Genomic DNA, 12,138 nt, shown 5'->3' with positions numbered 1-12,138 from the left:
TCGGGCTACCGCTCGGCGCGCTGATAGGCGGTGACGACGGCCGCGCCGCCGAGCCCGATGTTGTGCTGCAGTGCCGCGCTGACGCCCTCGACCTGACGCTTGTCGGCGGCGCCCCGCAGCTGCCAGGTCAGCTCGGCGCACTGCGCCAGCCCGGTGGCGCCCAGCGGATGCCCCTTGGAGATCAGGCCGCCCGACGGGTTGACCACCCAGCGCCCGCCGTAGGTCGTGTCGCCGTTGTCGATCAGTTTGGGCGCCTCGCCCGGCCCGCACAGCCCCAGCGCCTCGTAGAGCAGCAGCTCGTTGGCCGAGAAGCAGTCGTGCAGCTCGATCACCTGGAAGTCCTCGGGACCCAGCCCGGACTGGTCGTAGACCTGTTGGGCCGCTTGCACGTTCATGTCGTAGCCGATCAGGTTCTTGGCGCTGCCGTCGAAGGTGGACGCGAAGTCGGTCGTCATGGCCTGACCGACGATCTCCACCGACTGGCCGGCCAGCCCGTGGCTGTCGACGAAGCTCTCCGAGGCCAGGATCGCCGCGCCGGATCCGTCGGACGTCGGCGAACACTGCAACTTGGTGAGCGGGTCGGAGATCATCCGCGCCGCCAGGATGTCGTCGAGCGTGTAGGACTCCTGGAACTGCGCGAACGGGTTGTTGACGGAGTGCTTGTGGTTCTTGTAGCCGATCTTGGCGAAATGCTCTGCCGTGCTGCCGTATTGCCGCATGTGCTCGCGGCCGGCGGCGCCGAACATCCAGGGCGCGACGGGCATGGCGAACTCGTCGATCGCGGCCATCGCCTTGACGTGCTTGCCCATCGGCGATTCGCGGTCCTGGGCGCCCCCGCCCAGCGAGCCGGGTTGCATCTTCTCGAAGCCGAGCGCGATGGCGCAGTCGACGATCCCGCCGCGGATCGCCTGCGCCGCCAGGAACAGCGCGGTTGACCCGGTGGAGCAGTTGTTGTTGACGTTGACGATCGGGATCCCGGTCATGCCCAGCTCGTAGAGCGCTCGCTGCCCGGACGTCGAATCGCCGGCGACGTAGCCGACGTAGCCCTGCTGCACCTCGCGGTAGTCGATCCCGGCGTCGACCAGCGCGTTGGTGCCGGACTCGCGCGCCATGTCGGGGTAGTCCCAGCCCTCGCGGCGGCCGGGCTTCTCGAATTTCGTCATCCCGACGCCGACGACGTAAACCTTGTTGGACATTGCGCGCCCCTTCTTCGACAGGGTTTTCGACAGGGTTGAGGAGATCCGCGTCACAGCCTATTCCCCGAGCGTCGCCGGGCGGATCACCACCACCGACTTGGTCCGCGTGCCCTCGTCGCGCAGCAGCGCGATCACCCGGCCGTCGGCGTCGCAGGCGGCGTAGACGCCGTCGATGCCGGCCGCCGCGAGCGGGCGCCCGTTGGCCGTCGCGTCGGCCTCCTCGGCGCTTAGCTCGCGGCGCGGGAACATCAGCAGGCACGCCTCGTCCAGGGTCAGCGACAGCCCGGGCCGCTCGGCCAGGTCGTCGAGCGAGCGGGCCTGCTCCAGCGTGAAGCGACCGACGCGGGTGCGCCGCAGCGCCGTCAGGTGCCCGCCCACCCCGAGCGCGGCGCCGACGTCGCGGGCCAGCGCGCGCACGTAGGTTCCCGACGAGCAGTCCACCTCCACGTCGACGTCGACGAGCTGGCCGGCGGGCCGGACGTCGCACACCTCGAACCGGTCGATGCGCACCGGCCGGGCCGCGAGTTCGACGGCTTGGCCCTCCCGCACCAGCCGGTAGGCGCGCCGCCCCTCCACCTTGATCGCGCTGACCGCCGACGGCACCTGTTCGATGTCGCCCCGCAGGCCGGCGACCGCGGCGCCGATCGCCTCGCGGGTCAGGTGCGCGGCCGAGACGCTGTGCAGCACTTCGCCTTCGGCGTCCTCGGTGGAGGTGGTCTGGCCGAGCCGGATGGTGGCGGCGTACGACTTGGAGGCCCCCGTCAGCAGGCCGAGGATCTTGGTGGCGCGGTCGACGCCGATCACCAGCACGCCGGTGGCCATCGGGTCCAGCGTCCCGGCGTGCCCCACCCGGCGGGTGGAGAAGATGCGGCGGCACCGCCCCACCACGTCGTGACTGGTCATCCCGGCCGGCTTGTCGACGACGACTATGCCTCGGCCGCTGGGGCTTTGACTCATAGCACGATGGCGGTCAGCACCAGCCCCCGCTCCACCGACCACCGGCCGCGCAGCGCGGTCAGCGGCGGGCCATCGAGGGTCTGCCCGTCGATCAGGATCTTGGACACGAACGCCCCGGTGGTCACACCGTCGGGCGGGTCGAGGTCGAACACGATGTGGGCGTCCTCGAAACCCAGCCAGCGCTTGGTCAGCGGGAACCACGCCTTGTACGTTGCCTCCTTGGCGCAGAACAGGATTCGGTCCCAATGCAGGCCTTCGGGCAAGGTCGTCATCTCGTGCCGCTCCTCGGGGAGGCTGATCGCGTTCAGCACACCGTCCGGCAACACGTCGTGCGGCTCGGCGTCGATGCCCACCGAGCGCACCGCCTCGGTGCGGCCCACCACCGCACCGCGATAGCCCGTGCAGTGGGTGAGGCTGCCCACCACCCCGTCGGGCCAGCACGGTTCGCCCTTCTCGCCCTTGAGGATCGGCACCGGCGGCAGCCCGAGCTCACCCATCGCGACCCGCGCGCAGTGCCGCACCGTGACGAACTCGTTGCGCCGCTTGGCGACCGACTTGGCGATCAGCGGCTCCTCCTCGGGCAGCGGGGTCAGACCGGGCGGATCGGAATACAGCTCCGAATAGGCCAGCTCGCCCACGGCGGGCAGCACCGAGGAGACCAACGTGTCGTCGGTCATCGTGACTGCCGCTGCCGCAACCGTTCCCGGAACTGCTCGGCCTGCCGCCGCATCTCGGGAGTGATCTCGAAGTGACCGCCGAAGTCGTTGAGGTAGCCGGGGGCGTACTGCGGATCGGGCAGCACCTGGCGCAGCCAGCTGTGCGGCTTGCGGCGCCGCCATTCCCGGGGGTAACCCACCGACACCTCCTCGAAGCGCACGTCGTCGTACCAGGTGGTGCGCGGGATGTGCAGGTGCCCGTAGACCGAGCAGACGGCGTTGTAGCGGGTGTGCCAGTCGGCGGTCTTGGTGGTCCCGCACCACAGCGAGAACTCCGGGTAGAACAGCGCGTCGCAGGGCTCGCGCACCAGTGGGAAGTGGTTCACCAGAACCGTCGGCGTCATCCAGTCGAGCTCTTCGAGCCGGGTCCGGGTGAAGGCGAGCCGCTCCCGGCACCAGGCCTCCCGGGTGGGATACGGCTCCGGCGACAACAGGAATTCGTCGGTGGCGACCACGTTGCGCTCCCGCGCGATGGTCAGGCCCTCGGCTTTGCTCGTCGCGCCCTCGGGCAAGAAGCTGTAGTCGTAGAGCAGGAACATCGGCACGATCGTCGCCGGGCCGCCGCGCTCGGTCCACACCGGGAACGGGTGCTCGGGCGTGACGATGCCCATCTCGTCGCACATGTTGACCAGGTAGTCGTAGCGGGACTTGCCGAAGATCTGCACTGGGTCGCGGGTCGTGGTCCACAGCTCGTGGTTGCCGGGCACCCAGATCACCTTGGCGAAACGCCGGCGCAGCAGGTCGAGCGCCCACCGGGTCTCGTCGGTGCGTTCGGCGACGTCGCCGGCGACGATCAGCCAATCGTCCGGCGAGGAGGGGTGCAGCGACTCGGTGACCGGCTTGTTGCCGAGGTGCCCGGTGTGCAGATCGGAGACCGCCCACAGCGTGGGTTGCCCCCCATTGGTCGGGTCGTGCCCCGCGTTTTGACCAGCCACGATTAACCAGCCTAATGACCCGCAGTCATGGGGCGGTCGGCGCCGGCCCTTGCCCGCGCCGTTGGAACGTGTTCTTGTTTCCCTGTGGGGAGCGGCGGCGCGACTTGTAGACTCCCCGCAAGACCGCCGAGCCGTCAGGGGGTGTCGTGTTCGCCAAGGTGCGTCTGATCGGGGCGGTGGGTGCCCTGGCCGCAGCGGCGATAGCCGGCACGGCGGGGTGGCAGGGCGTCGCGCCCGGGCCTGCGGGAGGCGGGCGCGTCGAGCTGCGCTCGACCGCGGTGCCGATGGAAACCACCATGAAGAGCCCGATCGTGGCGACCACCGACCCGCGCCCCTTCGACGCGTGCGAGGACATCCCGTTCGATGCGGTGCAGCGGCTCGGGCTGGCGTTCACACCGCCCGAGCACGAGGACGGCCTGCGCTGCCACTTCGACGCGGGTAATTACCAGCTGGCGGTCGAGCCGATCATCTGGCGCACCTACGAGGCGACGCTGCCCCCCGACGCGGTCGAGACCACCATCGCGGGCCACCGCGCCGCGCAGTACTGGGTGCTCAAGCCGACGTATCACAACAGCTACTGGTATTACTCCTGCATGGTCGCGTTCAAGACCGGCTACGGCGTGCTGCAGCAGGCGCTCTACTACTCGACCGTCTACTCCAACCCGGAGGTGGACTGCATGTCGACCAATCTGCAGCGGGCCAACGACCTGGCGCCTTACTACAAGTTCTGACGGCCCGCCGGGCCTTAACCTGAGCTCCGTGAGTATCACCTCGACGCGAACCGCCCAGCCCACGCTGCACGCCCTGCGACACCTCGGCGGCAAGGCCGTCGGCCGGCTGCTCGGCCTGCCGCCGGCGACCACCGACTACACCGTCGCGCGCGTCCGGGTGCCCATGCGCGACGGGGTCGAGCTGGTAGCCGATCACTACGCGCCGCGGACGTCCTCCCCGGCCGGCACGCTGCTGGCGCGGGGGCCCTACGGGCGCGCCTTCCCGTTCTCCCTCGTCTTCGCAGCGCTCTACGCGGCGCGCGGCTACCACGTGGTGTTGCAGAGCGTCCGTGGCACGTTCGGGTCGGGCGGCGAATTCGAGCCGATGGCCAACGAGGCCGCCGACGGCGCCGACACGGTGGCCTGGCTGCGCGAGCAGCCCTGGTTCACCGGCCGCTTCGCCACCCTCGGGCTGTCCTACCTCGGGTTCACCCAGTGGGCGCTGCTGACCGATCCCCCGCCGGAGCTGGCCACGGCCGTCATCACGGTGGGCCCGCACGATTTCAACGCCTCGGTATGGGGCACCGGCTCGTTCGCGATCAACGACTTTCTGGGGTGGAGCGACATGGTCGCCCACCAGGAGGATCCGGTGCGCGCCCGGTCCGCGCTGCGCCAGCTGCAGAACCGCCGCCACGTCACCCGGGCGGCCCTGGGGCTGCCGGTGGGCGAGACGGCCCGGGCGCTGCTCGGAGCGGGCGCACCGTGGTTCGAATCGTGGGTCGAGCACACCGACCCGAAGGATCCGTTCTGGGACGCGCTGCGTTGCGGCGACGCGCTGGACCGCGTCGACGTGCCGGTGCTGCTGGTCGGCGGCTGGCAGGACATCTTCGTCAGGCAGACGCTGCAGCAGTACGAGCATCTCCGCGCCCGGGGCGTCGACGTCGCGCTGACCATGGGCCCCTGGACGCACACGCAGCTGCTCACCACCGGGCTGAGCACCTGCTTGCGGGAGTCGCTGGACTGGCTGGGCGCCCACCTGGACGGCGCAACACCCCTGCGCCGGCCCGCCCGGGTCCGGGTGAACGTGACGGGTCAGGGCTGGCGCAACCTGGCCCACTGGCCGCCCGCCACCACCGAGCGCGCGCTCTACCTGCGGCCCGGCGGCCACCTGGGTGAGACCGCACCGACGGGCCTGCCGCGGCTGGCCCCGGCGACCTTCCGCTACGACCCCGCCGACCCGACCCCGACCACCGGTGGGCCGCTGCTGTCGCCGAACGGCGGCTACCGCGACGACAGCCGGCTCGCGGCGCGCGACGACGTGCTGACGTTCACCAGCCTCACCCTCACGCACGACCTCTGCGTCTACGGGAGCCCCGTCGTCGAGCTGGCGCACGGCGCCGACAACCCGCACGTCGACCTGTTCGTCCGGGTCAGCGAGGTCGACGCCGGGGGCCGGTCGAGAAACGTCAGCGACGGCTACCGGCGGTTGCGCGCGGCCAAGAAGCCGTCGAAGGGGACCGTCCGGATCGAGCTCGACGGCGTCGCCCACCGCTTCCGGGCGGGCTCGCGCATCCGGGTCCTGATCGCCGGCAGCTGGTTTCCCCGCTACGCGCGCAACCTGGGCACCGACGAGCCGATCCTGACCGGCCGGCAGTCCAGGCCGGCCACCCACACCGTGCGCTACGGACGCTCCCGGCTGTTGCTGCCCGTCGGCCCGCGCGACCTGTCAGCCAACGGCGCCGCGGACGCGCCCGGCGACCTCGGTTAGCGACCCCGGGTCATGCACGGGCGGCCCCAACGGCGCACGTAGGGGCAACTCCACCCAGCTCTTGCAGCCGCCGTATTCCGACGTCCGGGTGATCTCCACCGGCTCGGCCAGCGGCTGCACCGAGACCACCAGCACGGCCAGCCGGTGTTTCGGGCGGAAGTCGAGCCGGTCGGCGCGCACCGACTCGGGGGTCCAGATGTGCAGGTCCTCGATCTCCGTCAGGCCTTCGGGCCGGTCAACCGGCACCGCCGCAACGACTTTGGCGGCCGCCCGGACGACCAGGCGGTCGTCGGTGCTGTCGGCGGCGGCCGCTTCCAGCAGGTCGCGATGCTCGGGCCGGACGCGCTCGGCGTGACTGTGAGCGACCGTCGGGAACAGCAGGAACTCGGAGGCCGCCAGCTCGAACCGCTTCTCCCCGATGCCCCCCTTGCGCAACAGCACCCGCTGGCGACCGTCCAGCAGGGCATGCACGGCGGCGCTCCACTCCTTGAGCGCGGGCGTCGTGGTGGGGCCGGTCGCGGCGAGCGTCATTGCGACCCGCCCAGCCGGGCGATCACGCCCCCGCGAGCGGGTGGCACCCCCACGGGCCGTCGCAGCGGCGGGACGGTCCTGGGCGGCTGACGCCGCGGGGGCAGCGCCGCCAGCAGCCGCGTCGTCGCCTCGGTGACCTCGGCGACGGCCGCCTCGAAGGCGTCGGCGGTCGCCGGAGAGGGCCGGGTGAGCCCACTGACCTTGCGTACGTATTGGCGGGCCGCCGCCGCGATCTCCTCGGCGGTGGCCGCCGGCTCCAGCCCGCGCAGCTCGGTGATGTTCCGGCACATGGGATCAACGATAGGCGCGCCCGGCGACCCTCTACGGTGAACTCCATGACCGACGACATCCTGCTGATAGAAACCGACGAGCGGGTGCGCACCCTCACCCTCAACCGGCCGCAGTCCCGCAATGCGCTGTCCTCGGCGCTGCGGGACCGGTTCTTCGGGGCGCTGGCCGACGCGGAAACCGACGACGGCGTCGACGTCGTCATCGTCACCGGCACCGACCCGGTGTTCTGCGCGGGGCTGGATCTCAAGGAACTGGGCGGCACCTCGGCGCTTCCGGACATCTCCCCGCGCTGGCCACCGCTGAGCAAGCCGGTGATCGGTGCGATCAACGGCGCCGCGGTGACCGGCGGGCTGGAGCTCGCCCTGTACTGCGACATCCTGATCGCCTCGGAGAACGCCCGGTTCGCCGACACCCACGCGCGGGTGGGCCTGCTGCCCACCTGGGGGCTCAGCGTGCGGTTACCGCAGAAGGTCGGCGTCGGCCTGGCCCGGCGCATGAGCATGACCGGGGACTACCTGTCCGCCGCCGACGCGCTGCGCGCCGGGCTGGTGACCGAGGTGGTGCCGCACGATCAGCTGCTGGGCACCGCCCGCCAAGTGGCGGCCTCCATCGTCGGCAACAACCAGGACGCGGTGCGCGCGCTGCTGGCCTCGTACCACCGGATCGACGAGTCGCAGACCGGCGGGGGGTTGTGGCTCGAAGCCATGGCGGCCCGCCAGTTCCGGACCAGTGGCGAGGACATCGCCGCCAATCGCGAGGCGGTGTTGCAGCGGGGACGGGCTCAGGTGCGTTAGGCCCACCGGCCGGCGTCGGGCCTGGTCAGCGCCGGTGTCTCGGTTTTCGTCGCCGCTGGACTGTGGGCGAACCGAGGACAACCAATACGATCAGCGCGTGCGTGCGGTCGTCGACGTCATCGTGAGGGTGCTCGCGGGCGCTGTGCCGCTCGCGGCGGCGGCCACGGTCGCGGGGCCCGCGCCGGGAGCGGCCGCGCTGCCACCGGCGGGATTTCCCAGCCTGGACGGCTTCACCGCCGTCCCGGCGGATGGCTACGTGACCGGCACCGGTCCCGGCACCCCGCCCCGGATCAGTTTCTCCACTCCGTACAACCTGGCGTGCGACTTCTACGGTGGGCCGGCGCCGGCGCCGCACCCGTCACAGGACATCCGATGCAAGGGCGACATGCCGGGGATCGAGGACGTCCCCGTCCTCGGCGGGCGCCCGCACCCGGGCGATTGCCTAGTGGGTTCCGTCGAGTTCAAGGGACCGGGCTACCAGTTGAGCCGCATGTCCTACGGCGGATGCGACGGCAACCCCGCCGCCCTGCCGCCGGGCGGCAAGTTGCTGGGAGCGGGTCAGAAGCTGACCTACCTGAACGTCACGTGCGCCGTCGGGGCCGACAACCTCGTCGCCTGCCTGGACACCACCAGCGGCGACCACGGGTTCGTGCTGCAACGCTCGGGCAGCTGGGCGTTCTAGCCCCGCGTCGGCGCTAACCCAGCGCCGCGCGCAGCGACGCCACCGCGTCGTCGATCGGGCCGCTGGTCGAATAGCCGGCGGCCAGCCGGTGGCCGCCCCCGCCGAACGCGGACGCGATAGCCGCCAGGTCCACGACGGCCTTGGCCCGCATCGACACCGACCACTGCTGCGGTTGGACTTCCTTGAACACCGCGGCCACCTCGGCCTGCTGCGTGGTGCGCACGACGTCGACGATGCTTTCCACTTCCTCGGGGCGCGAGGCGACCCAATCCTGATGGTGCACAACGGCGTACACCAGGCCGCGGCCGGCGGCCGCGTCGGGCAGCAGCTCGGCCGAACCCAGGACGCGCGACAGCAGCGGCAGCCAGGTGAAGGGGTGGGTATCCATCAGCGTCCTGCTGATCGCGGCGTTGTCGACGCCGGTATCCACCAGCCGGGCCGCCAGCCGAAGGGCGCGGGCGCTGGCCCAGCGGAACGAGCCGGTGTCGGTCGTCAGCCCGGCGTAGATGCAGTGCGCGACGTCCGGCTCGATCGGCTTGTCCCACGCGTCGAGGATGTCGGCGACCATCATCGTGGTCGAATCCGCCGACACGTCAACAAAATTCGCGGTGCCGAACAGGTCATTGGAGGCGTGGTGGTCGATCACCAGCAACTCCTGGCCGGGGCCGGCCAGATCGCTGAGGGCACCCAGCCGCTTGACGCTCGGAACGTCAACGGTGACAACCAGATCGACGTCGCGCCGCATCTCGTCCGCACCGACCAGCAGCCAGCAACCGGGCAACGACGACAACGACTCCGGCAGCGCCGCCGGCTCGGCGAAGCCCACCTCGACGCGCTTGCCGCACCTGTCCAGCACCAAAGCCAGCGCCAGGCCCGCCCCGATGGTGTCGGCGTCGGGGTGGACATGGGCGACCACCGCGATCGTCGCTGCGGCGGAGAGCAATTCGACCGCACCGTGCGCGTCGACGCGTGGCCTCGCTCCCGCGCTGCGGGAAAGCTCAGTCTTCGCGTCGGTCGTCGTCACCGGTGTCCTCGTCGCTCGAGCCGCTGGCACGGTATGGATCGGCATCCCCGGCCGGCTTGGCTCCCGAGCGTACGCGCGCCAGATCGGCGTCCGCGGCGCGGGCGCGGGCCAGCAGCTCGTCCATCCGCTGCACCGTGTCCAGGGTGGTGTCGCGGGTGAACGTCAGCGTCGGGGTGAAGCGCACGCCGGTGCCCGCCCCCACCATGGTCCGCAGCGCGCCCTTGGCCCGGTCCAGCGCCGCCGCCGCGGCGGCGTAGTCCGGCTCGTCGTCCAGGGTGCGGCCCATCACGGTGTAGAACACCGTGGCGTCGTGCAGGTCGGCGGTGACCTTCGTGTCGACGATGGTCACCCCGTCCAGCCCCGGATCCTTGATCTCGAATTCGATCGCCGAGGCGACGATCGTGTTGATGCGTTTGGCCAGTCGGCGCGCCCGGGCCGGGTCAGGCATCGTGATTCACCGCCTCCTCCTCATCACTTCGTTCTGCATCGTCAGCGGTGGGTGATTCACCGCCTCCTCCTCATCACTTCGTTCTGCATCGTCAGCGGTGGGTGATTCACCGCTTCCTCCTCATCACTTCGTTCTGCATCGTCAGCGGTGGTTAAGCGCGCTCCTTCTCGACGAGCTCGTAGGACTCGATGATGTCGCCCTCCTTGATGTCGGAGTAGCCCAGCGTCATACCGCACTCGAAGCCCTCGCGGACCTCGGTCACGTCGTCCTTCTCCCGGCGCAGCGAGTTGATCGTGAGGTTCTCGGTGACCACGACGTTGTCCCGCAACAGGCGGGCCTTCGCGTTGCGCCGCACCACCCCGGAGCTGATCATGCAGCCGGCGATGATGCCCACCTTGGAGGACCGGAAGATCGCGCGGATCTCGGCCCGACCCAGCTCGTTCTCCTCGTAGATGGGCTTGAGCATGCCGCGCAGGGCCTTCTCGATGTCGTCGATCGCCTGGTAGATCACCGAGTAGTAGCGAATCTCGACGCCCTCGCGGTTGGCCAGCTCCGTCGCCTTCCCTTCGGCGCGCACGTTGAAGCCGATGATCACCGCGTCCGACGCCGACGCCAGGTTGACGTTGGTTTCGGTGATGCCACCGACGCCGCGGTCGATCACGCGCAACATCACCTCGTCGTCGACCTGGATGCCCATCAGGGCCTCCTCGAGCGCCTCGACGGTACCGGCGTTGTCGCCCTTGAGGATCAGGTTCAGCTGGCTGGTTTCCTTCAGCGCCGAGTCCAGGTCCTCCAGGCTGATCCGCTTGCGGGATCGCGCCGCCAGCGCGTTGCGCTTGCGGGCGCTGCGCCGATCGGCGATCTGGCGGGCGATGCGGTCCTCGTCGACGACCAGGAAGTTGTCACCGGCGCCGGGCACCGACGTGAAGCCGATGACCTGCACCGGCCGCGACGGCAGCGCCTCCTCCACGTCGTCGCCGTGCTCGTCGACCATGCGGCGCACCCGGCCGTAGGCGTCACCGGCCACCACGGAGTCGCCGACGCGCAGCGTGCCGCGCTGAATCAGCACGGTGGCGACCGGCCCGCGACCGCGGTCCAGGTGCGCCTCGATCGCCACGCCCTGGGCCTCCATGTCGGGGTTGGCCCGCAGGTCCAGGGCGGCGTCGGCGGTCAGCAGCACCGCCTCCTCGAGCGCCTCGATGTTGGTGCCTTCCTTCGCCGAGATGTCGACGAACATCGTGTCGCCGCCGAAATCCTCTGCCACCAAACCGTATTCGGTGAGCTGGCCGCGAATCTTGGCCGGGTCGGCGCCCTCCTTGTCGATCTTGTTGACCGCGACCACGATCGGGACGTCGGCCGCCTGCGCGTGGTTGATGGCCTCCACCGTCTGCGGCATGACGCCGTCGTCGGCCGCGACCACCAGGATCGCGATGTCGGTGGCCTTGGCGCCGCGGGCACGCATGGCGGTGAACGCCTCGTGGCCCGGGGTGTCGATGAAGGTGATCGGCCGCTCGGTGCCGTCGAAGTCGACGGACACCTGGTAGGCGCCGATGTGCTGGGTGATGCCGCCGGCCTCTCCCTCGCGCACGCTGGCCTTGCGGATGGTGTCCAGCAGCCGGGTTTTACCGTGGTCGACGTGACCCATGACGGTCACCACCGGCGGCCGGGTCTGCAGGTCTTCCTCGCCGCCCTCGTCCTCGCCGTAGGTGAGGTCAAAGGACTCCAGCAGCTCGCGGTCCTCGTCCTCCGGACTGACGACCTGGACGACGTAGTTCATCTCGCTGCCCAGCAGCTCGAGCGTCTCGTCGCCGACCGACTGGGTGGCCGTCACCATCTCGCCGAGGTTGAACAGCGCCTGCACCAGCGAGGCCGGATTGGCGTTGATCTTGTCGGCGAAGTCGGAGAGCGACGCGCCGCGGGCCAGCCGGATCGTCTCGCCGTTGCCGTGCGGCAGCCGCACGCCACCGACGACCGGCGCCTGCATGTTCTCGTACTCGGCGCGTTTTGCCCGCTTGGACTTGCGGCCGCGTCGCGGCGCACCGCCGGGACGGCCGAACGCGCCGGCGGCGCCGCCGCGCTGACCCGG

Annotated in this window: 13 protein-coding genes; 4 read left to right on the top strand and 9 right to left on the bottom strand. The window is 70.6% G+C overall.

Annotation, left to right across the window (positions count from 1 at the left end; translation table 11 throughout):
* Positions 1-5 precede the first annotated feature (5 nt).
* The 4 genes from HMPREF0591_RS24965 to HMPREF0591_RS24950 are packed head-to-tail and all read right to left on the bottom strand — an operon-like array spanning position 6 to position 3,804.
* The gene (locus tag HMPREF0591_RS24965) at positions 6-1,196 is read right to left on the bottom strand and encodes a lipid-transfer protein (RefSeq protein WP_040623869.1); all 1,191 of its coding nucleotides are present in this window, start codon (positions 1,194-1,196) and stop codon (positions 6-8) included.
* A gap of 57 nt (positions 1,197-1,253) precedes the next feature.
* Positions 1,254-2,153 (bottom strand): tRNA pseudouridine(55) synthase TruB, encoded by a 900-nt coding sequence (gene truB, locus HMPREF0591_RS24960; RefSeq protein WP_007171490.1) that lies wholly within the window; start codon positions 2,151-2,153, stop codon positions 1,254-1,256.
* Entirely contained in the window at positions 2,150-2,830 is a 681-nt protein-coding gene (pptT, locus tag HMPREF0591_RS24955) for a 4'-phosphopantetheinyl transferase PptT (RefSeq protein WP_007171489.1), read from the bottom strand. Before pptT ends, truB begins: the two co-directional genes overlap by 4 nt.
* Positions 2,827-3,804, bottom strand: a complete 978-nt coding sequence (locus HMPREF0591_RS24950; protein ID WP_007171488.1) for a metallophosphoesterase family protein — start codon at positions 3,802-3,804, stop codon at positions 2,827-2,829. Before HMPREF0591_RS24950 ends, pptT begins: the two co-directional genes overlap by 4 nt.
* Positions 3,805-3,950: 146 nt before the next feature.
* Here HMPREF0591_RS24950 and HMPREF0591_RS24945 point away from each other — a divergent pair, with 146 nt between their 5' ends.
* Positions 3,951-4,535 carry a hypothetical protein gene (locus HMPREF0591_RS24945; RefSeq protein WP_007171487.1) on the top strand — a complete coding sequence of 195 codons (585 nt, stop codon included), beginning with the start codon at positions 3,951-3,953 and terminating at the stop codon, positions 4,533-4,535.
* A gap of 28 nt (positions 4,536-4,563) precedes the next feature.
* Positions 4,564-6,282 (top strand): CocE/NonD family hydrolase, encoded by a 1,719-nt coding sequence (locus HMPREF0591_RS24940; protein ID WP_007171486.1) that lies wholly within the window; start codon positions 4,564-4,566, stop codon positions 6,280-6,282.
* Here the strand turns inward: HMPREF0591_RS24940 and HMPREF0591_RS24935 are convergent.
* The gene (locus HMPREF0591_RS24935) at positions 6,241-6,813 is read right to left on the bottom strand and encodes a DUF1802 family protein (protein ID WP_007171485.1); all 573 of its coding nucleotides are present in this window, start codon (positions 6,811-6,813) and stop codon (positions 6,241-6,243) included. The genes HMPREF0591_RS24940 and HMPREF0591_RS24935 overlap by 42 nt on opposite strands.
* A complete protein-coding gene (locus HMPREF0591_RS24930; RefSeq protein WP_007171484.1) occupies positions 6,810-7,103 on the bottom strand; it encodes a DUF2277 domain-containing protein in 294 nt (97 codons plus the stop codon). Before HMPREF0591_RS24930 ends, HMPREF0591_RS24935 begins: the two co-directional genes overlap by 4 nt.
* Positions 7,104-7,148: 45 nt before the next feature.
* Here HMPREF0591_RS24930 and HMPREF0591_RS24925 point away from each other — a divergent pair, with 45 nt between their 5' ends.
* Both HMPREF0591_RS24925 and HMPREF0591_RS24920 read left to right on the top strand, forming a co-directional pair.
* Entirely contained in the window at positions 7,149-7,898 is a 750-nt protein-coding gene (locus HMPREF0591_RS24925; protein ID WP_007171483.1) for an enoyl-CoA hydratase, read from the top strand.
* A gap of 97 nt (positions 7,899-7,995) precedes the next feature.
* Positions 7,996-8,580 carry a hypothetical protein gene (locus tag HMPREF0591_RS24920; RefSeq protein WP_040623981.1) on the top strand — a complete coding sequence of 195 codons (585 nt, stop codon included), beginning with the start codon at positions 7,996-7,998 and terminating at the stop codon, positions 8,578-8,580.
* Positions 8,581-8,593: 13 nt separating this feature from the next.
* Here the strand turns inward: HMPREF0591_RS24920 and HMPREF0591_RS24915 are convergent, their stop codons facing one another.
* The 3 genes from HMPREF0591_RS24915 to infB form a co-directional block, all read right to left on the bottom strand.
* A complete protein-coding gene (locus HMPREF0591_RS24915; protein WP_007171481.1) occupies positions 8,594-9,604 on the bottom strand; it encodes a DHH family phosphoesterase in 1,011 nt (336 codons plus the stop codon).
* Positions 9,579-10,052, bottom strand: a complete 474-nt coding sequence (gene rbfA, locus HMPREF0591_RS24910; RefSeq protein ID WP_007171480.1) for a 30S ribosome-binding factor RbfA — start codon at positions 10,050-10,052, stop codon at positions 9,579-9,581. The genes HMPREF0591_RS24915 and rbfA overlap by 26 nt, the downstream gene beginning before the upstream one ends.
* Before the next feature lie 151 nt (positions 10,053-10,203).
* A partial coding sequence (infB, locus tag HMPREF0591_RS24905; RefSeq protein WP_040623867.1) for a translation initiation factor IF-2 occupies positions 10,204-12,138 on the bottom strand: 1,935 nt, incomplete at its 5' end.

Origin of the sequence: Mycobacterium parascrofulaceum ATCC BAA-614 (genome assembly GCF_000164135.1) — a bacterium.
Classification (GTDB): Bacteria; Actinomycetota; Actinomycetes; order Mycobacteriales; family Mycobacteriaceae; genus Mycobacterium; species Mycobacterium parascrofulaceum.
Note: the sequence above shows the minus strand (reverse complement) of the source record. Positions and strands in the feature narration are given on the sequence as shown.

Coding starts and splice junctions, on each gene's coding strand:
- HMPREF0591_RS24965 (WP_040623869.1), bottom strand. CDS start 1,196: ATGTCCAACAAGGTTTACGTCGTCGGCGTCGGGATGACGAAATTCGAG.
- truB (WP_007171490.1), bottom strand. CDS start 2,153: ATGAGTCAAAGCCCCAGCGGCCGAGGCATAGTCGTCGTCGACAAGCCG.
- pptT (WP_007171489.1), bottom strand. CDS start 2,830: ATGACCGACGACACGTTGGTCTCCTCGGTGCTGCCCGCCGTGGGCGAG.
- HMPREF0591_RS24935 (WP_007171485.1), bottom strand. CDS start 6,813: ATGACGCTCGCCGCGACCGGCCCCACCACGACGCCCGCGCTCAAGGAG.
- HMPREF0591_RS24930 (WP_007171484.1), bottom strand. CDS start 7,103: ATGTGCCGGAACATCACCGAGCTGCGCGGGCTGGAGCCGGCGGCCACC.
- HMPREF0591_RS24925 (WP_007171483.1), top strand. CDS start 7,149: ATGACCGACGACATCCTGCTGATAGAAACCGACGAGCGGGTGCGCACC.
- rbfA (WP_007171480.1), bottom strand. CDS start 10,052: ATGCCTGACCCGGCCCGGGCGCGCCGACTGGCCAAACGCATCAACACG.